General features: G+C 60.9%; 12 protein-coding genes. 7 read left to right on the top strand and 5 right to left on the bottom strand.

All coding sequences use genetic code 11. From position 1 onward, the window contains the following. Positions 1-23: 23 nt before the first annotated feature. The 4 genes from purH to LOY28_RS02970 all read left to right on the top strand — a co-directional run bounded on the left by purH (position 24) and on the right by LOY28_RS02970 (position 6,669). Positions 24-1,631 (top strand): bifunctional phosphoribosylaminoimidazolecarboxamide formyltransferase/IMP cyclohydrolase, encoded by a 1,608-nt coding sequence (gene purH / locus LOY28_RS02985; RefSeq protein ID WP_018928426.1) that lies wholly within the window; start codon positions 24-26, stop codon positions 1,629-1,631. A 189-nt stretch (positions 1,632-1,820) separates the two neighbouring features. Continuing rightward, positions 1,821-3,116, top strand: coding sequence for a phosphoribosylamine--glycine ligase (purD, locus tag LOY28_RS02980; RefSeq protein ID WP_007937200.1), 1,296 nt, complete (start codon positions 1,821-1,823; stop codon positions 3,114-3,116). Positions 3,117-3,215: 99 nt separating this feature from the next. Next, positions 3,216-5,990: a hybrid sensor histidine kinase/response regulator gene (locus LOY28_RS02975; protein WP_018928427.1), complete on the top strand. Its 2,775-nt coding sequence runs from the start codon at positions 3,216-3,218 to the stop codon at positions 5,988-5,990. Between the two features lie 82 nt (positions 5,991-6,072). Beyond that, positions 6,073-6,669 (top strand): MarC family protein, encoded by a 597-nt coding sequence (locus LOY28_RS02970; protein WP_018928428.1) that lies wholly within the window; start codon positions 6,073-6,075, stop codon positions 6,667-6,669. 119 nt (positions 6,670-6,788) lie between these two features. Here LOY28_RS02970 and LOY28_RS02965 read toward each other — a convergent pair whose 3' ends face one another. The 5 genes from LOY28_RS02965 to cobG all read right to left on the bottom strand — a co-directional run bounded on the left by LOY28_RS02965 (position 6,789) and on the right by cobG (position 18,683). Next, positions 6,789-13,856 carry a TcdA/TcdB pore-forming domain-containing protein gene (locus LOY28_RS02965; RefSeq protein WP_258613038.1) on the bottom strand — a complete coding sequence of 2,356 codons (7,068 nt, stop codon included), beginning with the start codon at positions 13,854-13,856 and terminating at the stop codon, positions 6,789-6,791. A 475-nt stretch (positions 13,857-14,331) separates the two neighbouring features. After that, positions 14,332-16,032: a precorrin-3B C(17)-methyltransferase gene (gene cobJ / locus LOY28_RS02960; protein ID WP_018928430.1), complete on the bottom strand. Its 1,701-nt coding sequence runs from the start codon at positions 16,030-16,032 to the stop codon at positions 14,332-14,334. Then, positions 16,032-16,763, bottom strand: coding sequence for a precorrin-2 C(20)-methyltransferase (locus tag LOY28_RS02955; protein WP_018928431.1), 732 nt, complete (start codon positions 16,761-16,763; stop codon positions 16,032-16,034). Before LOY28_RS02955 ends, cobJ begins: the two co-directional genes overlap by 1 nt. Continuing rightward, a complete protein-coding gene (locus LOY28_RS02950) occupies positions 16,763-17,389 on the bottom strand; it encodes a precorrin-8X methylmutase (protein ID WP_007937188.1) in 627 nt (208 codons plus the stop codon). The genes LOY28_RS02955 and LOY28_RS02950 overlap by 1 nt, the downstream gene beginning before the upstream one ends. Next, a complete protein-coding gene (gene cobG, locus LOY28_RS02945) occupies positions 17,382-18,683 on the bottom strand; it encodes a precorrin-3B synthase (protein WP_309475736.1) in 1,302 nt (433 codons plus the stop codon). The genes LOY28_RS02950 and cobG overlap by 8 nt, the downstream gene beginning before the upstream one ends. 143 nt (positions 18,684-18,826) lie before the next feature. Here cobG and LOY28_RS02940 point away from each other — a divergent pair, with 143 nt between their 5' ends. Genes LOY28_RS02940 through LOY28_RS02930 form a run of 3 tightly spaced genes read left to right on the top strand, consistent with a single transcriptional unit; the run spans position 18,827 to position 21,847 of the window. Continuing rightward, positions 18,827-20,038: a bifunctional cobalt-precorrin-7 (C(5))-methyltransferase/cobalt-precorrin-6B (C(15))-methyltransferase gene (locus LOY28_RS02940; RefSeq protein WP_019582259.1), complete on the top strand. Its 1,212-nt coding sequence runs from the start codon at positions 18,827-18,829 to the stop codon at positions 20,036-20,038. Further along, entirely contained in the window at positions 20,031-21,128 is a 1,098-nt protein-coding gene (locus LOY28_RS02935) for a cobalt-precorrin-5B (C(1))-methyltransferase (RefSeq protein ID WP_258613036.1), read from the top strand. The genes LOY28_RS02940 and LOY28_RS02935 overlap by 8 nt, the downstream gene beginning before the upstream one ends. After that, positions 21,125-21,847, top strand: coding sequence for a cobalt-precorrin-6A reductase (locus tag LOY28_RS02930; RefSeq protein WP_258613035.1), 723 nt, complete (start codon positions 21,125-21,127; stop codon positions 21,845-21,847). Before LOY28_RS02935 ends, LOY28_RS02930 begins: the two co-directional genes overlap by 4 nt. Positions 21,848-21,995 lie beyond the last annotated feature (148 nt).

Genomic DNA, 21,995 nt, shown 5'->3' with positions numbered 1-21,995 from the left:
CTTTGCTTTTGATGGAAATTGAGATGACCGACCAGACTACCCGCCTGCCGATCCGCCGCGCCTTGATCAGCGTTTCCGACAAGACCGGGATCCTTGAATTCGCCAAAGAGCTCGAAGCCCTGGGCGTAGAGATCCTCTCCACCGGCGGGACGTTCAAGCTGCTGCGCGACAATGGTGTTGCCGCAGTGGAAGTCGCGGATTACACCGGTTTCGCAGAAATGATGGACGGCCGGGTGAAAACCCTGCACCCGAAAATCCACGGCGGGATCCTTGGTCGTCGCGGTATCGACGACGCCATCATGAGCGAGCACGGCATCAAGCCGATCGATCTGGTAGCGGTCAACCTGTACCCGTTCGAAGCCACCATCAACAAGCCAGGCTGCGACCTGCCGACTGCCATCGAGAACATCGACATCGGCGGCCCGACCATGGTCCGTTCGGCGGCAAAAAACCACAAAGACGTGGCCATCGTGGTGAATGCCAGCGATTACGCCAACGTTCTGGAAAGCCTCAAGGCCGGCGGCCTGACCTACGCTCAGCGTTTCGACCTGATGCTCAAGGCCTTCGAACACACCGCCGCCTACGACGGCATGATCGCCAACTACATGGGCACCGTGAACCAGGCGGCTGAAACCCTCTCGACCTCCGGCCGCAGCGAATTCCCGCGCACCTTCAACAGCCAGTTCATCAAGGCTCAGGAAATGCGCTACGGCGAGAACCCGCACCAGAGCGCGGCGTTCTACGTTGAAGCCAAGCCTGCCGAAGTCGGCATCGCCACCGCGACCCAACTGCAAGGCAAAGAGCTGTCGTACAACAACGTGGCCGACACCGACGCCGCGCTGGAATGCGTGAAGAGCTTCGTCAAGCCGGCCTGCGTGATCGTCAAGCACGCCAACCCGTGCGGCGTGGCCGTGAGCCCGGACGCCGAAGGCGGCATCCGTCAAGCCTACGAGCTGGCCTACGCCACCGACACCGAGTCGGCGTTCGGCGGCATCATCGCGTTCAACCGCGAGCTGGATGCTGAAACCGCCAAGGCCATCGTCGAGCGTCAGTTCGTCGAAGTGATCATCGCCCCATCCGTCAGCGCAGAAGCCCGCGCCATCGTGGCCGCCAAAGCCAACGTACGCCTGCTGGCCTGCGGCGAGTGGTCGGCTGACCGCGTTCCAGCCTGGGACTACAAACGCGTCAACGGCGGTTTGCTGGTACAGAGCCGCGACATCGGTATGATCGGCAGCGAAGATCTGAAAGTGGTGACCAAGCGCGCGCCAACCGAGCAGGAAATCAACGACCTGATCTTCGCCTGGAAAGTCGCCAAGTACGTCAAGTCCAACGCCATCGTCTACGCCAAGAACCGTCAGACCATCGGTGTCGGCGCCGGCCAGATGAGCCGCGTGAACTCCGCGCGTATCGCCGCGATCAAGGCTGAACATGCCGGCTTGCAAGTGCAGGGCGCGGTCATGGCGTCGGATGCGTTCTTCCCGTTCCGCGACGGCATCGACAACGCAGCCAAGGTCGGTATCACTGCGGTGATCCAGCCAGGTGGCTCGATGCGTGATAACGAAGTGATTGCGGCAGCTGATGAAGCCGGCATCGCCATGGTCTTCACCGGCATGCGCCACTTCCGTCACTAATAAGACAACGGCCGCACTGAACCCGGTACCTGCTGCGTTGGAGCCGACCTCGATGATGCTCATTGCCAAAAGGCAACTCCGCTCATCGAGGTCGACTCCGCCTTGCATCTACCGGCTTCATTGCGACCTCCTACGGCGTGAAGCGCTTTAGGTTCCAAAACAGAATTAGCGTCATCCGAGGTTTTTGAAATGAATGTTTTGATCATTGGCAGCGGTGGCCGTGAACACGCCCTGGCCTGGAAAGTGGCTCAGGATCCGCGCGTGCAGAAAGTGTTCGTTGCCCCGGGCAACGCAGGCACCGCCATTGAAGCCAAGTGCGAGAACGTCGCCATCGACGTGCTGGCCCTCGAGCAGCTTGCAGATTTCGCGGAGAAAAACGTTTCCCTCACCATCGTCGGCCCGGAAGTGCCGCTGGTTGCAGGCGTTGTCGACCTGTTCCGCTCCCGTGGCCTGGATTGCTTCGGCCCGACCGCAGGTGCCGCGCAACTGGAAGGTTCGAAAGCCTTTACCAAGGATTTCCTGGCGCGTCACAAGATCCCGACCGCCGACTACCAGAACTTCACCGAGATCGAGCCGGCCCTGGCTTATCTGCGTGAAAAAGGCGCACCGATCGTGATCAAGGCCGATGGCCTGGCCGCCGGCAAAGGCGTGATCGTGGCCATGACATTGGCTGAAGCTGAAGACGCGGTGCGCGACATGCTCGCTGGCAACGCGTTTGGCGATGCCGGCTCCCGCGTGGTCATCGAGGAGTTCCTGGACGGCGAAGAAGCCAGCTTCATCGTCATGGTCGACGGCAAGAACGTGCTGCCGATGGCCACCAGCCAGGACCACAAACGCGTCGGCGACGGCGACACCGGTCCGAACACCGGCGGCATGGGCGCCTACTCCCCGGCACCGGTCGTCACCGCCGAAGTCCATCAGCGGGTCATGGACCTGGTGATCTGGCCAACCGTGCGCGGCATGGCCGAGGAAGGCAATGTTTACACCGGTTTCCTCTATGCCGGCTTGATGATCGACAAGGCTGGTAACCCAAAAGTTATCGAGTTCAACTGCCGTTTCGGCGATCCTGAGACCCAACCGGTGATGCTGCGTTTGCAGTCGAGCCTGGTGTTGCTGGTCGAAGCGGCCCTGGCGCAAGCGCTGGACAAGGTCGAAGCACAGTGGGATCCACGTCCGAGCGTCGGTATCGTATTGGCCGCTGGCGGTTACCCGGGTGACTACGCCAAAGGCGTTGCCATCAACGGTCTGGATGCAGCCGCGGCACTGGAAGGCAAAGTCTTCCACGCCGGCACTGCACTCAAGGACGGTCAGGTGGTGACGGCCGGTGGTCGGGTACTGTGCGCAACCGCCATGGGCACCAGCGTCGACGCAGCCCAGCAGCAGGCTTACAAACTGGCGGCTAAAATCGACTGGGAAGGCTGCTTCTATCGTAAGGACATTGGCTACCGTGCCATTGCCCGCGAGCGTGGCGAAAATCAGGAATAAGCCATCCATTCGGCCAGGCAAGGGCTTGCAGCCCTTGCCGGACTATTCCGGCGCCGCGCATAGTTATATTCTGGCATCAACCTACGAAGGGATTTCGCCGTGCGCTGGCTCAGGATTGCCATAGGCTTCACCGTCACTCTGCTGACCTTGCTCTGCATGCTCCCGGCCCAGGCCTCGCAAGGCAGTGGCTGGGCGGTATTGCTCGACGAACAGGGCGATCTGCAGCTGAGCGACATCCGCTCCGGCCGCTACACCAATCAATTCAGCCCCGTTGAACTCGACCGCCTCACCGCAGCCGGGCCTGACGGTGCGCTGTGGCTGCGTTTCAGGCTGGCACCCGGCAAACACGAACAGTTGCTGAGGGTGTTCGCTCCCGACCTGTCGCACCTCAATCTGTATGTGCTCGATGGCGACCAGCTGATCGATCAATTGAATACCGGCACCGGGCAGCCTCAGGCTGAGCGCCCCCTGCCCGGCAACGACTTCATGTTGCCGCTGCCGCAAAGCGACAAAACCCTCGACGTCTATATGCGACTGGTCTCCGAACACCAGTTTCGGCCTTACATCACCCTGCAATCGGCGGTCATGAGCGCAGCCACTCAGAACCAGACGTTGATCTACGGTCTGCTTTTTGGCTGTCTCGGGATGCTGATCCTGCATAACCTGACCCGCTACACCTACACCCGCTCGCGCAGCAGCCTCTGGCTGGCAGCGTGCGAAGGGTTGTTGCTGCTCAGCCTGGTGCTGCTGCTGAACCTGGCCCGACCATGGTTGCCGAACTGGTCCGTCGTACAAACACCCGGTGCCTATCTTGCCTTGCTGCTGACCGCACCTTGCGGCCTGATGTTCGCCTACCGTTTTTTCGCCCCGCTCGGCCCGCACCCGCTGAACAAGCTGCTGCTGGGGGACATCCTGTTCATCGTGGCCTGCGGCCTGCTGCTGTTGTTCGTCAACACCCTGCCGCTGAACCTGATCACGTACGCACTGGTTGCCCTGGCCGGCCTGAGCATGTTGTTCGTCAGCGCCCATCACTGGCAAAAAGGTTATCGCCCGGCTCGCCTGTTCGTGGCGGCCATGGTGGTATTCAACCTTGGCACGTTGATTATCCTGCCGGCGCTGCAGGGGCTGACCCTTGTCGCCCCGCAAGGCCTGATCATCACCCTGCTGGTGTTTATCTGTATCAGTGGCCTGTTGATGAGTGTGGCCCTGGGCGAGCGACAGCGTAGCATCACCGAAGACCGTTTCAGCGTCAGTCGCGACCTGGCTGCCAGCAATGCCGAAATAAACGCCAAAGCTGAATTCCTGGCGAAAATCAGCCACGAAATCCGCACCCCGATGAATGGTGTGCTGGGCATGACCGAACTGCTGCTGGGCACACCGCTGTCGGTCAAGCAGCGCGACTATGTGCAAACCATCCATAGCGCCGGCAACGAACTGCTGACACTGATCAACGAAATTCTCGACATCTCCAAGCTCGAGTCCGGACAGATCGAGCTGGACGATGTGCAGTTCGACCTCAATGCCCTGATCGAAGACTGCCTGAGCATCTTCCGCGCCAAGGCCGAACAACAGAACATCGAGCTGATCAGCTTTATCCAGCCACAGGTACCGCGCGTCATCAGCGGCGATCCGACGCGCCTGCGCCAGACCCTGCTGAGCCTGCTGGAAAACGCCCTGAAGAAAACCGACGAAGGCGAGATTCTGATCGTTGTCGCCCTGGATGAACGCAGCGCCAAACCGCGGCTGCGCATCGCCGTGCAGGACAGCGGCCAGCCGATGGAGGCTGAAGAGCGCGACGCACTGATGCACGCCGAGCTGCACAGCAAACATTTCCTCTCGGCCACCAGCCTGGGGGGCAATCTGGGGCTGGTGATTGCCCGTCAGCTGATCCGTTTGATGCAGGGCGAATTCGGCATCAAGAGCGGCGCCAACCAAGGCAGCACATTGTGGCTGACCCTGCCACTGGACCCGGACCGTCTCGAGCATCCGACCTCGGACCTGGACAGTCCGTTGCAAGGCGCACGCGTACTGGTCGTGGACGACAACGACACCTGTCGCAAGGTGCTGGTGCAGCAGTGCAGCGCCTGGGGCCTGAACGTCAGCGCCGTACCGTCCGGCAAGGAGGCCCTGGCGCTGCTGCGCACCAAGGCCCACCTGCGCGATTATTTCGACGTGGTCCTGCTGGACCAGAACATGCCCGGTATGACCGGCATGCAACTGGCCGCCAAGATCAAGGAAGACCCTAGCCTGAACCACGACATTCTGCTGATCATGCTCACCGGCATCAGCAACGCGCCGAGCAAGATCATCGCGCGCAACTCCGGGATCAAGCGCATCCTCGCCAAGCCAGTGGCCGGCTACACCCTCAAGACCACCCTGGCGGACGAACTGAACCAGCGCAACAACGGCCCGGCGACCTCGCAGCACCTGCCCACCGGCCCTACCCTTCCGGTCAAGGTGCCCAGCGACTTCCGTATCCTGGTGGCCGAAGACAACAGCATCTCGACCAAGGTCATCCGCGGCATGCTGGGCAAGCTCAACCTGCAACCGGATACCGCCAGCAACGGCGAAGAAGCCTTGGTGGCAATGAAGGCCCAGCGTTACGACCTGGTGCTGATGGACTGCGAAATGCCAATCCTTGACGGCTTCTCCGCCACCCAGCAATTGCGTGCCTGGGAAGTCGGCAACCAGCGGATTCGCACCCCCGTGGTGGCGTTGACCGCGCACATCCTCGCCGAGCACAAAGAGCGCGCGCGTCAGGCCGGCATGGACGGGCACATGGCCAAACCGGTCGAGCTGTCGCAGTTGCGCGACCTGATCGAGCATTGGGTTGCCCAGCGCGATCATCAGAATCGTACGGCTTCGACGTTCTGAGCAATCTCCCGTCGCGCGCCGACAACTTTCTAAACCGGCTGATAGACTCCGCTCCAACAATCTCCTGCCGCGAGCCGACATTATGCTCCACGTGTTATTCAGCGTTTATCTGAAGATGCTGGTGCTCTACAGCCCGTTCTTCGTGTTGTCCTGTTTCATCAGTCTGAGCCGCGGTTATTCGCGCAAGGAACAACGTCGCCTGGCCTGGAAAGTGGCAATTGCCACACTGGTTTCCAGCGTCTTGCTGTACCTGTTCGGGAGGGTGATATTTGACGTGTTCGGCATTACCGTGGATGCATTTCGCATCGGCGCCGGCAGCGTGCTATTCATCTCGGCGCTGGGCATGGCCCAGGGTAAGTCGGTGGTGCAAACCGACAACGTGCAGCAAGACGTGACCATCGTCCCGCTGACCATCCCCCTGACCGTCGGCCCGGGCACCATCGGTGCGCTGTTGGTAATGGGTGTCAGCCAACCGCACTGGGACGACAAACTCACCGCGATCCTCAGCATTGCCCTGGCCAGTTTCACGGTGGGGGTGGTGCTTTACTTGTCGAACCGTATCGAGCGGATTCTTGGCGATCAGGGCCTGCAAATCGTCAGTCGCTTGATGGGACTTTTTGTCTGTGCGCTGGCAGCACAGATCATCTTTACCGGCGTAAAAGGCTATCTGGTGCCCTGATAAGCGAACAACTCCGTCATCCCGTGAACGTGGTGATCGCCACACCGCCCCCATCATGTCAAAGGCCGCGAACGGAATCGTTCGCGGCCTTTTTTCATGAACCCGGCGCCAGTCGCTGCTTATCCTGCGACTGCCGGCTCCGCCAACAACTCCTGCAGCGTTGCACTGCCGTTTTTTTCTTTCCTGTCGCGCAACCGCGCCACGAACATCGATACCGGATGGGATTGCAGCTTTTCAAACGCTAGGAACACATCACCGCGCAATGCCGGGTCGACGGAACACACATCACGGAAGATCAAACTGTGCTCACTGTCCGGGTCAACGATGACCAGATGTTCCTGAACAATCTCGAACAGCAATCTTTGCGGATCATCGAAGGCCCAGATCAATTTGCCTGGAATGGCCGGCACTTCACCCAGTGCGTGCCGGCAGTCGACGATGACTGAGTCGAGCCTCAGCCAGACAGCCTTCGTCAGGTGATAAGTCACGGCACCCTGCCCCAATCGCAGAATCAACGTATTGACGTCATCGGGAATCAGCGGCAGGAGATCACCCAGGGTCTTTTCTCCTTCGACAACCAGCACTTCGGCGTTGCGCTGGACATAATCGAACGGCCCGATGCTTCGCCTGTCCGGATACACACGCACCCGTCCTTCCCGGGCCTCATGCAGCAACACATTGACCTGGCCTTGAGTGCCCAGCAGCGAATAATCTGCGGGCAGATCCTTACCGGTAATCCGGATCAACCGGGCGCTTTGGACGGCATACCACTGCAAGCTGCCGGGTTCGGACTCCACAGATACAAATTCGGCATGTTCCGCCGTTTCCAGTAACGCCTGGAGACTTTCGATCAAGTGTTCGCCATGGGCGTTCACCCAGTCGTGGCTGACGCCAGTGATGATCTCCACCTCTTGATGGCGGAGTTCGAGCAGTACGCCGTCAACGGTTGTCCCACGCAAGCCGGCGCCCTCGATGGTCACGTCGGCAAAACGCCAATCCGCCCACTCTGGTTGATGAGCCGGCAACCTGTCGCCCAGTAACAATCGCGAGCCCGTGCCGAATGCCTGATCAAGTTGCTGCGGATCGATGAACGTCTGATTCCAGATTTCACCGCTGGACAGATCGAACAGCCAGATCGCCTGATTGTCCGGGGTAATGCCAAGCAGGCGAATTTCCTTGTCGAGTCCCGGATCGCACAGCACCAGGCGGTTACTCACATACCAGGCACCCACGTTGCCGTTATCGGCGAAATTGCGCAGGCCGACAATGGCAATATTTTTGCCTGGGTAACGCTCGGCAATCGGCTCCAGCGCCTGCCACCACTGGGCGCGGCCGTTGAGCCACTGCTCGCTCAGGCCGCCCAGCTGCACCTCGCCTTGCGCGGTCAGGTTGAAAAACAACCCCTCCTCATCGAGTGCCACATAGCCGCTCTCGACGGCCACGACCTGCTTGAGACCGGCGGGCTGCACCCATTGGTGGCCCCACTGTCCTTTGCCCTCCGTCACGGTCCGTTGCAGTCGGCAAAGGGTCTGGGCGAGCCGGTCGTAAATGAAGAATATGTCGCTGTCGTCGGCCATCGGCAACAGCATCAGATCGTTCAGGTGCTTGATCGAATCGGCCCAGCCACGCGTGTGTTGAGGTCGGGGCAGCGGATGAATGAGCAACTGATCGCGACTGCGAACCCACGCCATGTCTCGCCGATCCGGGTCAAACTTCCAACAGATCGAAACGTAAGGCGCCGGCTGCCAGTCGACCGTTGTGAAGCCGTCCCGCTCAGGAACAGGATTGAAAGACACATACTTGCCGAACACCGATGACCAGTCGGCCAGCGTTTCGCTGGCAAACACCAACGCCTGCAGTTCCCGCGCCATATCGTGAGTCACGGAACTCAACAGCAATCGACCTTCATGAATCAGGTAACGGTACTGCCTGGCGGCCTGATTGCCCGTGACGTACTCCTGCACGACATGAATCACACCATGAGCATCCGCTTCGATACTGCGAATGGAGCCTTTGCTGTCCTCTAGCAGTAAGCGATAGCGATTCTTGAGCAAGCCTGTGGCGGCATCGACTTGCCAGATCTGGTGGCCCTCCGGTTGGTAGAAATAAGCAGAACCCTCGACCACCATCGACAGCTGCGCCTCGTCGGCCTCAAGGACGGTCTCGTTGCGGATATACAGGAAACGATCTTCAGCGCAGTCATACCAGGCATTGGTGTAACGGGGCTCGTCCGGCGCCTCGTACGGAATCAGGTAACGATGGATCTGCGTGTACGGCAATACCAGTCGATGCTCCTGCGCGAGGCCTTTGTAGTGCGCCAGCAATGCCTGTTCATCGAGTCCTTCAGGCGCTGTCTGCTGGAGAATGTCCAATTGGCGTTTGCCAGGGTCAACGCTGAACAACTGTTTATCCGCCACCTGGATCAGCACCTCATGACGACCTTTGCCGGCAATTTTCACATGGACAGTACCGATGTACAGTTCGCCGTAAGGCTCGATGCGGATGTCACTTTCACTCGCCCAGCTTGCCTGCAACACCCAGCGGCATTGCTTCAGGCTTGGAGAGACAAGACGGATACTTGCACCGGGATTGAGCATCAATGAACAGCTCCCCCCCGCGCCTGTCAGCTCATACGACAGCTTGCCGTGCCAGGCATCCGGCAAAACGGGGACCACCAGTGAACGATCCACCGCATCCAGTTGCACCTCGATGACTGTTTCGCGATACACCGGATTCAGGCGGTGGAGGATGTAATGCGACGGAAAGGAATAGAACGTAAACAGAAATAGCCGCTGACCATCCGCTTGCTTTTTTTCAAGGCGCCGGGCCGTGTCAAAACCAGGGTCGTGAAATGCGGAGGCGAACGGCAGCGCCTTGTACTCATAGCCGTAAAAGGTTTGCGGTGTGCATGGCAGCACAATGGCTTGCCCTGTGGGCGGTGCAAATTCTTTTTGACCGGGCAGGTTCAATTCCTGGCGGATATTGATCGCCCGCGTGTAATCAACATCGAAACCCGGCACTCCAAAGTGGTCGTGCAGTGGAAACAGCTTCGGGCTGTCGAGCAGCAACTTGCCAGCACCCAGATCTATGCGCTGGACGATCAGCGAAGGCCGCACGACCCAGGCGCCAACGGTGTGATCGAACCGGTAGCCATGCGAGCGATAACCCCGATCCATGTCGTCGAAGAACTTGCCGACCTCCTCGGCGTCTCGCAAGATGCTGGCAAACCCTTGGGCCAGTGCAGCAACACCAATGGCCAGGCCACCAAGAATCACCCCGGCGCCACCGAGCACCGCAGCGGCGGTCGATGCGCCGGCCAGTCCTGCACCGATACCGCCTGCCGTGAGCGCCAGGCTGGCGGTATCGAATGTCAATTGAGTACCGAACTGGGCCTTCTCGACTTCGTTTTGCGCCGTCGACAGCTGATAAATATCAAAGCCGACGTTGGCCAGCCCCAATACAGCGCCGACGCCTTCACCGGCTGCATGCCCCAAAGCTTCGCCGACGACCGGAGCGCAAGTACGAGCGATGATTTTCTCTTCCCTCAACGCGGTGCGAACCAACTGCACCAGGCCAACCACATCCACGACGGTGCCATGCACCAACTGGGCATAGTTGACGTAAGCGTGCAGGCGCACGGCGGTGGTCAATGTCCGGCCCTCCCCTTCCCGGCCACGCAACGCGTTCATCAACGCCTGAATGGCGAACCCTGCGTTGAGGGTGTGAACACTGCCGATCTCGGTCGGATCCACGACACCGCCCGTCCCGGCCGGTTTACGCGCCAGGGTCGAAAACTGTTCCGACAGCCAATTCTTGATCCGCAACAGACGGTGATCGCCGCTGATCACCTGAACCTCGTGTTCCGGGTCTGACGGATTGATCAGACTCACCCGATATTTACCCTCGGGCGTAATTTCCAGCGTTTCGAACAACGGCACCAGCGGCGTTACCGACGCATGCAACTCCTGCAAACCGACGCTGGCGTGTGCGATCTGCTGTCCCCACCAGTGGCTATCGAGCTCCAGCAAACTGCTGCCCAGATGCCAATTGTTGACCAGCGATTGCCCACGGGCACTGTTCAGGCGCTGGCGAATCGGACGCAGCGGTGCTCCCGGCAACGGTTCGGACTTCAGTAGCTGCTCCACGGCAAATCCGGCAGACAGCTTCAAGTCAGACACCTTTCCCCCATGCAAGTCAATCAGGTCAAACTCCGGCCGGGCTTGCGAACCATAGGCCGCGTAATGCCGTGCCATGCCTTGCTTCAGAAAAAAGTATTCCAGCGCCCGCTTGAACATGGCCGGTTGCTCGAATTCGAACAACGCGAAGTTGGGGTCGTAAAAATGATAAGTGGTGTGATCGCCCTCTACGGTCTTGGCCACCAGCATCGAATGATTGTCGGAGTTAAGCATCAGTGCGCGGCTGCCTTCATGTTGCTCGAGAGCGGCAGTGACCTGATCCAGGTCCGCGCGGTCAAGCGGTGCCCCTACATCGTTCAATTGCACATCCCGCAGCTCTTCCAGCGCTTGAAGGAAGGTTGCCGAATCAGCTTGCTCGGGATCGATGGCGGACAGATAGAAACGTTCACGCAACTGCCGGGAGGCCATGTCGTCCTGCATCAGTGCCGCGCTCATCACCAGGGTCAACGGGTAGCACCGACCACCAACCGCCTCGCCACCGCTGCGCAGCAGCAGATCCTGGGGAACCAGTTTGATGCTGCTGGCTTCGATCTCGTCGAGTATCTGCCCCACCTTCTCGACGATCTGCATGCGATGTTCAAGGGTCGCCACCTGCTGGATTTGCGCCACATGGCGCCCCCACTGGCCCGCCGTCCGCGCCTGTGTCAATGCAGCCTTTTTCAGTTCAAGTGCGCTGCCGACCGCCCTCGGCGCCGGTTCTGAATCACTGTTCAGACTGGCGATGAATCCCGGTGCCTCGCGCTTGTACAGTTGCCGCTCAATGACGGCGTAACGGCCTGAAGCGCCCTGCCCGACCATGCTGTTGGCCAGATTGTCCAGCTCACCGGTGAACTCCACAAAGCGTTGGTTATGCAGTGAGTCCATTCCCAACAACACCCCCAGCGACAGCCTCTGCAAGGGGGTCGTCTCGACGAAGTGACGGGTGCCATTGGCGATGTCGCTCAGCACTTCATCGACACCCGGGTTGTGGCTTTTCCCATCGTTCAGGAAAGCAGGGGCTTGCGATTCGAGGGGCTGATTACGAATGGCCTGGCGATCATCAAAACTCAGCGGCAGTGGATCTTCGAAGCGGATAGCGCCAGTGTGCCCCCGACTCATCGCCGCCATGAACGGCTCGCCCAGCCCTTCGACCAAACGCTCCAGCACGTGGGTCAGCAGCACCGGCCGCTCTTCGATCACCGGCCAGCCCTGCTCGAACTCAATCGTCGGGCCTTTGAGCAATTGCGCGATATCGCCGCTGTAACGGGTCTTGTATTGGCCTTCCTGCCAGCGTTTCTGCTCATTACTGACCCATTTATCAGGGTCGGTTTCATTGTCCTTCCAGGAATGGTCCAGTTCTTCTTCGGTGGCGCGGTTGACCGACGTGTAGCGCGCAATGGCGGCCTCCTTGCGCACGGCCTCAGCCACCGAGGGGGTAAAGTGGGCTCTTGCGTAATCGGCCATGCCATCACGCACGGCTCCAGGGCCGGTCAGGTAGATAGTCCCTTCGCTCTGAAGCCGAATGCCGTCGCGAAAGTAGGTCGCAATGGCATCGATCAGAAACCCTGCAAATATTTCCTCTTCCATCGACAGCTCGATCAGCGGCCCATACGTTCCTTCCACCACTTCCTGCACCAGCGGTGCCATGGCATCAACATCGCTCAAAGCAACGCCTCGTCGGGCGGCCAACCGGTTCGAAGCCTCAATCACCTCATAGTTGAACCGGAAACGCTCGAGCACGGTTTGCAGAATCGTCGAGCGGGGATGCGCCATCAGAAATGCATTCGTTATCGAACTGCCTTCCGACGCCGCTCGCAGCATAAAGGGTCGGGCCAACCGATCTGCCGGTGGCTGAAATACCTCACTCAGGCCCGGCCGGCTTTTTACAAAAGCCTCCAGTGCCGGCAAATGCTCAGGGGGAATCGTCTCGATGTAACTGGAGGATGCGCGACGCCCAGGCATCCATTCAGGATTGTCATTGAGCAATAACTGCAAAATCCCCAAATGCGCATCGGAACCGAAACCGTGGATATCGACTCCGCCCAGCGTTCTCGATAACGGCGGCAGGTTATCCACATCGGCATAGAGGCCACCTTCGCCAAACAGAACTTCAACACGCACCACATCGGACGCCGCCGCCAGATTGCCGCGTAATCGCATTTCCTGTTCGTAGATGCCCTGTAATTGCAACGGCACCTCGGCCGCATCAAGATCGCGCAATTGGAAACCGTTCATGTCCTGCACACTGCGGTGATTACTTTCCTTCAACGCTTGCAGCTTCGCCGCATCCTGGCCGTAGGCCCGAGTCAGCAAATCCATCCGTGCCTCATCGGCTGATTCACCGTTTGCCACTGCCGCATTGATGTGTGCGTACATCTGTTGCTTCAGAACAATAGCGCGCTCCTCGTACAGGGTTGCCAGTTCATCTTCGGAGATACTTTTGTCTGCGACCTGCGTCAGGGCATGCGCCTTGGCGGCGTCAACAATCAGTTTGTTGGTTTGATATGCCAGCAGCGCATCGCTGTCATACCAGAGATTGAGGGTGTAGCCATGCTCGGCCAACACCTGTTTCCATAGGTTGAGGTAATCGCGCTGAATGGCGCCGAGACCGCCACCGAGCCAGACAAAATGCAACACCTTGGGAACTTCCGTCGCCACTGTGTTCATCTGCTCCACACTGAACCGAAGACGCGACTCATACCGTTCGACTTCGTCATGTATCTGCGATAGTTGCATCGCGGTGTCGTCAGCATTGCCCGGCGTCTGCGAATCAAGATTGCGTTTGACTCGCTTGTTGCCCAGCAACAGTGTCAGCGTGTGTTTGAATAACCCTAACGGTTCCAGCAGTCTTGGCGACTCCAGCAACCCCACACAGGCAAAGTAATAACGCAATAGTTCCTCGTAGTGTGGACTGTCTTTATGCGACGACAATCCGCGTTCAAGATCCGCCAGTTTGAAAAGACTGACAAAATCAACATAACCATCCTTGTTTCGGCGTTCAATATCGTGCATGCGTATCCCGTTTACTGTTTCGGTTTAATTATCAACGAATAGGCCAGCCAATAAACACAGACACTCAAACAACAGGGCATCTAAAGTCTTGGCCTGGAAGTTGAAAACTACGCCTTGAAACAGGCAAGCTCAAACAGGAAGAAATTCAATTAATTTCAATAAAGCAGAAACAAAAAAACTTAACAACACACTCTAACGACACCAAAAGTTACTTAACACACCACGAGCAAACATTAAACCACTGCCACTTCAAACAAACCTGTCACACACTCAACAATGCAAAATATTTAATATTTCCGAATAAATAAAACAAGACATTAGCGACAGAAAAAAGACCACAGGCTACCGCGCCAAATCCCATGACAGCCGCTGAAAAGGACGACACGTTCGAACGTGGAAAAAACCAACCCGACCACTGGGATTCCAGTGCTGTGAAGTGACGGAAAAGACTGCGGCCCCGAAGGGCCGCTGGATATCAGGACGCCGGTTTTTCACCGTACCAGCGTGGCGTATACACCCAATCGCCGCCCTCCGCGCGAGGGAATGCGCAGGTAGTGGAAGAGCCGACGAGCACCATGGTGCGCATGTCCACTTGATCCGGGGTCAACGCCCCCAAGGTGGTCGTGCGTAAGGTCTGTCCCGGTCGGCCGATATCCCGCCCCAGCACCACCGGCGTTTCAGGTTTGCGATGCTGCGCGACGATCTCCAGCGCACGCCCCAGTTGCCATGGCCGTGAACGTGAGATCGGGTTATAGAACGCCAGGGCCAGGTCCGCTTCGGCGGCCAGGTCCAGACGCTTTTCGATGATCGACCACGGCTTGAGATTGTCCGACAGGGACATCACGCAGAAGTCATGCCCCAGCGGCGCACCGGCCTGGGCAGCGGTGGCGAGCGACGCGGAGACGCCCGGCAGGATCTCCAGCTCGACAGTGTGCCAGGCCGGGTCACTCGACTCGTGCAAGGCTTCGAGCACCGCCGCCGCCATCGCGAACACGCCCGGGTCGCCTGAGGACACCACGATCACCGAACGACCCCGGGCCGCCAGTTCGAAGGCGTGGCGGGCACGCTGCATTTCTTCGCGGTTGTCGGTGCAATGCAGAACCTGATCCGCGCGGAAGGGACCGGCCATGCGCACGTAGGTTTCGTAGCCGAGCACATCGGTGGCCCGGGCCAATTCGGCCTTGACGGCCGGCACCATCAGTTCGGCGGCGCCCGGGCCGAGGCCGATCACGGCCAGACGCCCGCGTGGGCGGCCGACTTGCGTGAGGTCCAGTGGCTGTTCGGTCACGGCCACAGCCGCATTGTTTACCGTTGCGATGATCGTCGCCTCGGGCACCGCGCTACGGGCCAACGCGCCGATATCGCTCGCCGGCGCGACAAAACGCAGCGGCACACCCAGCGCAACGGCCGCTTCATGCAACACCGGGTTGGCCATTTCAGTGTCAGGCGCCACCAGACAGGCCAGCGCCTGCACCGCGACGTTCGCCTGCTGTAACGCCGCGCGAACAGTGCTCGGCAAATCTGCGGCGGCGCCAATCGCCACCGCAACACTGCGCGGATAAATCACCAGCTCATTGGCACTTGCCTCACGGACGTTGCTGCCGACATGGATCGAACGCTGCGCCAGCGGATCTTCCACCAACTGCGCCTGCTCCAGCCACGGCGCCGCGCCTTCGATGCGCACGCTGTGCCCGGCGAGCAAATCAGAGACAAAACGCTTGCCCAGTTCCAGATCGCCAAGGGCGTAACCGCTTGGCGGATTGAGCAGGCAGGTGCCAAAGCGCAGTTCGCCGCTGGTGGTGATCGCCGCAGCGACCTGCAACCCGCTAGCGATCTCGCGCGCCATGACGTTCACTCCACCGAGGCCACCGAGCAAGGGCACCACCGCGCTGCCGTCTTCGGCCACGGCCAGCACCGGCGGTTCGGCGCCCTTTTCCAGCAACAGCGCGGCCAGGGTGCGAATGACGATCCCCGCCGCGCACAGGGCAATGATCGGCGTGTCCTGCTGATACAGCTCGCGCAGGGTCGCGCCGAATTCGGGATAAGTGCGGTCGGCGCCCTCGACCCGTCCGGCCAGGCCGTGGATCAACGCAGCCGGATACACCTGTTGAATACGGCGGGCAGTGGCCAGACTGCCTTGACCGAGAATGACGATTGCGGGCGTGGAATGAGTCATCAGCCTTGCCACCGCTCGCCGGGAACGATGATCAGCGAGAAATACGGCGAGGACATCGGCTCGACCTGATCCAGCGGCACGATTTTCTGGTTGGCCATGGTCGCGCGCTCCACATACAGCGCACGCTCTGCCAGACCGAGTTCCTCCAGCACCTGACGGACCTTGGGAAAGTTGCGCCCCAGTTTCATGATCACTGCCGCATCGGCATCGGCCAGGCGACGCTTGAGGTCTTCGTGGGGCAGCACGCCGGACAACACCGACAGGCTCTGATTGCGATACACCAGCGGCGCACCGAGTACCGAGGCACCGCCGAGCATCGAGCAGACACCCGGCACGACTTCGGCTTCGTAACGCTCGGCCAGTCGATCGTGCAGGTACATGTAGGAGCCGTAGAAGAATGGATCGCCTTCGCAGATCACCGCCACATCACGGCCGGCGTCCAGATGCGCGGCGAGTTGTTCAGCGGCCGTATCGTAGAAATCGCTGATCACTTGTTCATACGACAACGGTGCCGGCAGCGCTTCGGTGGTCACCGGATAAACCAGCGGCAGCAGGGTTTGTGGATCTTGCAGATGCGCTTCGATGATGCCGAATGCATTGCCCTTCTTGCCCTTGGCGACGAAGTACGCCACCACTGGCGATTCGCGCAGCAGGCGCAAGGCTTTGACGGTAATCAGTTCCGGATCACCGGGGCCGACGCCCAGGCCAATCAAACGTCCAGGTTGCTGCATCATTCGATCTCCGTGGCGAGGGCATTGACGGCGGCGGCGGCCATGGCGCTACCGCCCAGCCGGCCTTGCATGATGACGAAAGGCACGCCACGGCTGTCCGCCGCGAGCATCGCCTTGGATTCGGCGGCACCGACGAAGCCCACCGGGAAGCCGAGGATCAGCGCCGGCTTCGGCGCGCCGGCATCGAGCATTTCCAACAGATAAAACAGTGCGGTCGGTGCGTTGCCGATCACCACCACGCTGCCTTCCAGATGCGGGCGCCACAGCTCCAGCGCGGCGGCGGAACGGGTATTGCCCAACTCGCGAGCAAGCTCCGGCACGCTGTCGTCGCGCAGGGTGCAAATCACCGGGTTGTTGGCCGGCAAACGCGCGCGGGTCACGCCCTCGCTGACCATCCGCGCGTCGCACAGAATCGGCGCACCGGCCGCCAGCGCGTCGCGCCCGGCCTTGCCGGCGCCTTCGGAAAACTGCAGACCGTCGATGGCCTCGACCATGCCGCAGGCGTGGATCACCCGCACCGCGAGTTTCTCCAGATCGGCCGGAATACGCGCAAGGTTGGCCTCGGCGCGAATGATCGCGAAGGAGTTGCGATAGATCTCCTGACCGTCGCGGATGTAATCAAGCATCAAGGGGGCTCCGTGAGCGGGCGTCGAGCAAGGCTGCGACCGCTTCAATAGTAAGGTTGTGTGCGTGCAGGGCGCCGAAACCCGGATGCCCTGCATCGCGAAAATAGAGGTCGTAGTGACCGGGGGCGACAGCCAGCAGCGTGACCGGTGCCACATGGGCCGCGGCGCAGGAACGCTGGCAGCCGGACAAATGCACTGCTTGATCGTGACGTTGCAACAGCGCGGCCAACTGCATGGCGTCGCTCTTGGTATCGGCCAGGCCCTTGCCACAGCCAGCGGAACCGGTGCAGGCGATCAACCGTGACACAGGCTGATCAGCGTCACATAGCAGGCCCAGTTGCTCCAGACGCCTAATCACTTCAGGCGCCCGCTCTTTTCGAACGTTGGGCAGCAACAGACTTTGCCATGGAGTGAAACGCAGACTCGCGTCGCCGAATTCGCACGCCAGTTGCGCCACGCCCCTGAGCATGACGGGATCGAGCCGCCCCAAAGGGGGGACGGCGCCGATATAGACGTGTTCGGCTTCACGTTGCGGATGAGCGCCGATGTGCAGAGTGTCCAGGTTCAGTGAACGCTGCCAATCGGCAATCGACTTCAAGGGCACACGCTCGGCCAGGCGAGCGAGAAACTCTGCGAGTGGATACTCGGCCAGCAAATGACGCATTCGTGTTTGATCCGGACGCGCCAGGTCGAGAAACAACTCCAGCACCGCTACCACCAGTGCGTGCCCCTGCTCGAGTGACACCGCGCCTGCGGGCCTGTCCGTAGGGCAACCCGCCAGACCGAACGCCAGCAGCAGCTCGCCGTTTCGCTCAGCAGCAGACAACCACAGATCATGCGGGTGCTCGAGCATCGCCAACGCCTCGCCGCCATCGAGTTGCACGGCAAACTTGGCGCTGAGCTCGTGGAAACGTTCGTGGCTTTGCAGCGTGGTGAGGATCTGCTCCGCCAGCGCATGCGTGTCGAAGAGCATGTGCCGGTCAATCCCGGCAGACGGGCTGAGCATCAGATTGCGCACATCGTCGCCCGCCGCGGTACGCGGCCCCAACCCTGCGGCGAGCAGGCTGTCGATCAAAGCCGTCTGCTCACTGCCAATTCCGCGAATCTGCAGGTTGGCCCGGTTGGTCGCCTCGATCACGCCCCCGGCAAACCGTTCGGCCGCGCTGGCCACCGCTTCAGCCTGGGCCGCGCTGATCGAGCCGCCGTTCAATTTGATCCGGCAGATGCCGCCATCCAGCGCCGGGACGATACGCAGCAACCCCGGGCAGGCCGAGGGGCGTAAGGCGGTAGACATCGGGCGTTCGTTCAAAGGGGCGACCGGCTGTGTGGGAAAGGCGCTTCGCGGGCGAAGGCGCGGTATTATGCCTGCTTTGTCCGACGGCATGAAAAGCCTGCCCGTCGGAACACCCCGTTTGAGGCATTTTTTGAGGACTGCAGATGTCGCCCTGGCTGACAGTAGTAGGTATCGGTGAAGACGGCTTCAAGGGGCTGGGCAAGAACGCCCGTCGCGCCCTGCTGGGCGCTTCGCGGATATTCGGCGGCCAACGGCAACTGGATTTGTTGCCCGTGTGCATTCGCGGCGAGCGCCAGCTCTGGCCCAGTCCATTCTCCCTTGAACCCCTATTGGCGCTGCGGGGCGAGCCGGTTTGCGTGCTGGCCAGCGGCGACCCGATGTTCTTTGGCGTCGGTGCCAGCCTGGCGCGGCAACTACCCGGCGCAGAAATGCTGATCCTGCCCGCCCCATCCTCCGTGTCACTGGCGGCCGCTCGCCTGGGCTGGCCGTTGCAGGATGTGGTGACGCTGTCGGTGGTCGCCCGTCCCGTCGCGGCGCTCAACGCTCATTTGTTCAGTGGTGTGCGTTTACTGGTGCTGAGCAACGACGGCCAGAGTCCAGCGGCCATTGCGGCGCTGCTGCGTGAGCGCGGTTTCGGGCCGAGTCGCCTGACCGTACTGGAACATCTGGGCGGCGAAGCCGAACGGCGCATCGAGGGCGCTGCCAACGACTGGAGCGACCCGGCGATCGCCGATCTGAACCTGATCGCCATCGAATGCATCGCTGAACCCAACACACCGCGCCTGTCGCGCCTGGCCGGCCTGCCGGATTCGGCCTTCCAGCACGACGGCCAACTGACTAAACGCGACGTGCGCGCCATCACCCTTTCTCGCCTCGCCCCGATCCCCGGCGAACTGCTGTGGGACGTCGGCGCCGGCAGCGGCTCGATCGGCATCGAATGGATGCGCGCTCACCCGAGTTGCCGGGCGCTGGCCATCGAAGCGGATGAGGGACGGCAAGCGTTGATTGAACACAACCGCGATGCCCTGGGCGTTCCCGGCCTGCAATTGATTCGCGGCAGTGCGCCGCAAGCCCTGAGCGGACTCGAACGCCCGGACGCGATTTTCATCGGCGGTGGCGTCACTCGTGAAGGCGTGCTCGATACTTGCTGGGCGCAACTCAAACCCGGCGGCCGGTTGATCGCCAACGCTGTGACACTGCAAAGCGAAGTGACCTTGATGGCCTGGCGTGAACGGCATGGCGGTGAACTGACCCGCATTCACGTCGCCCAGGCGCAACCGTTGGGCGAGTTCGATACCTGGCGTCAGGCGCTGCCGATTACCTTGCTGGACGTGACGAAACCCCTCGATGCGTGACGAAACCGCCGAACAACCCGCCCCGCTGCGCAGCGGCTTGACCACCGGCAGCTGCGCCACCGCCACCAGCCTCGCCGCCGCCCGCCTGCTGCTCGGCGGCGTGGAAGCGGACGCCGTCGAGATCATTCTGCCCAAAGGCAAACGGGTGCAAATGCGCCTGGAATTCTGTCGGCTGACGGACGACGGCGCCGAAGCCGGAACGATCAAGGACGCCGGCGACGACCCCGACGTGACCCATGGCGCCCTGCTGTTTTCCCAGGTGCGCCTGCACAGCGAACCGGGCATCCGCTTCAGCGCCGGCCGTGGTGTCGGCACCGTCACCCGGCCAGGGCTGGTGCTGAACGTCGGCGAACCGGCGATCAACCCGGTGCCGCGCAAGATGATCACTGATCACCTGACGTTGCTGGCCGAGGAACTGAATTACCAGGGCGGCTTCGAGGTCACGGTAAACGTCGAGGACGGCGAAGCCCTGGCGCTGAAGACCATGAACCCGCGGCTGGGCATTCTCGGCGGCTTGTCGATCCTCGGCACCAGCGGCATCGTCCGGCCATTCTCCTGCGCCGCCTACATTGCCTCGATCCACCAGGGCATCGACGTCGCCAAAACCAACGGTTACCTGCACATCGCCGCGTGCACTGGCAACGCCAGCGAAGACACCATGCGCCGGGTCTACGACTTGCCGGAAATCGCCCTGATCGAAATGGGCGACTTCGTCGGCGCGGTGCTCAAGCACTTGCGTAAAGTACCTGTGGAAAAACTCAGCCTGTGCGGCGGCTTCGGCAAGATCAGCAAACTGGCGGCCGGGCACATGGATTTGCACAGTCGGCATTCAAGCATCGACCTGCCGCAACTGGCTGAATGGGCCGCGGCGGTCGGTGCCGATGCGGCGTTGCAACAGGCGATCCGCGAAGCCAATACCAGTCAGCAAGCCTTGGCCATGGCCAGCGCCGCCGGAATCGCCCTCGGCGACGCGGTGTGCCAGCACGCCCTCGACTTTGCCCGCAGCGTGGTGCCGGCGCAGGTTCAGGTCGAAGTGTTCGCCATCGATCGCCAGGGCGGGATTGTCGGCCACGCGGGAGTTGTTCAATGAAGCGCGTGTTGTTGCTCGGCGGCGTCACTGAGGCCCTGGCCATCGCCCGAACCCTGGGGCCGGAGCACATCTATAGTCTGGCCGGTGTCGGTCGGGTGCCGACCGATCTGAACTGCCAGGTCCGCGTTGGCGGCTATGGTGGCGCTGAAGGTCTGGCGCAGTTCATTCGTGACGAAGGCATTGACCTGCTGCTGGATGCGACCCACCCCTACGCGGCCCGCATCAGCCACAACGCCGCCACCGCCGCGAAGTTGAGCGGCATTGCCTGTTGGGCCTTGCGCCGTCCGGCCTGGCAGCCACAAGCCGCAGATGACTGGCGCGAAGTCAGCGACTGGGCCGAGCTGATCGAAGCGCTGAAACCTTTTCGCCGACCGCTGTTCACCCTCGGTCGCGAGCCATTGCAGCACCTGCACGAAATCCCGCCGGAGCAATTCTGGACGTTGCGTGCACTGGACGTTTATCCGGGCAACGCGCGCTGCGAAGTGATCGGCGCCCGTGGGCCGTTTCTGATCGAGGATGAACGCGCGCTGTTCGAGCGGCGGCAGATCGATGTGCTGATCAGCAAGAACAGTGGCAGCACCGCCACCGAGCCGAAGCTGGAAGTGGCGCGGGAACGTGGAGTGCCGGTGCTGGTGTTGAAGCGGCCGGTGTTGCCGGGGGTTGAGCGGGAGTTTGGGGCGGTGACTGAGGTTTTAACGGCCCTCACACAAAACTGGTAGCAGCTGGCGAAGCCTGCGTTCGGCTGCGCAGCAGTCGTAAAATCAAACACCACGGTCTGCCAGGTTGACTGCGGCGCATGGGATCACGACCGCTACGCAGCCGAACGCAGCCTTCGGCAGCTGCTACAGAAAATGCGCAATCCCCTAC

It is taken from the genome of Pseudomonas sp. B21-017 (genome assembly GCF_024749245.1).
Classification (GTDB): Bacteria; Pseudomonadota; Gammaproteobacteria; order Pseudomonadales; family Pseudomonadaceae; genus Aquipseudomonas.
This window is presented reverse-complemented; position numbering and strand designations above follow the sequence as displayed.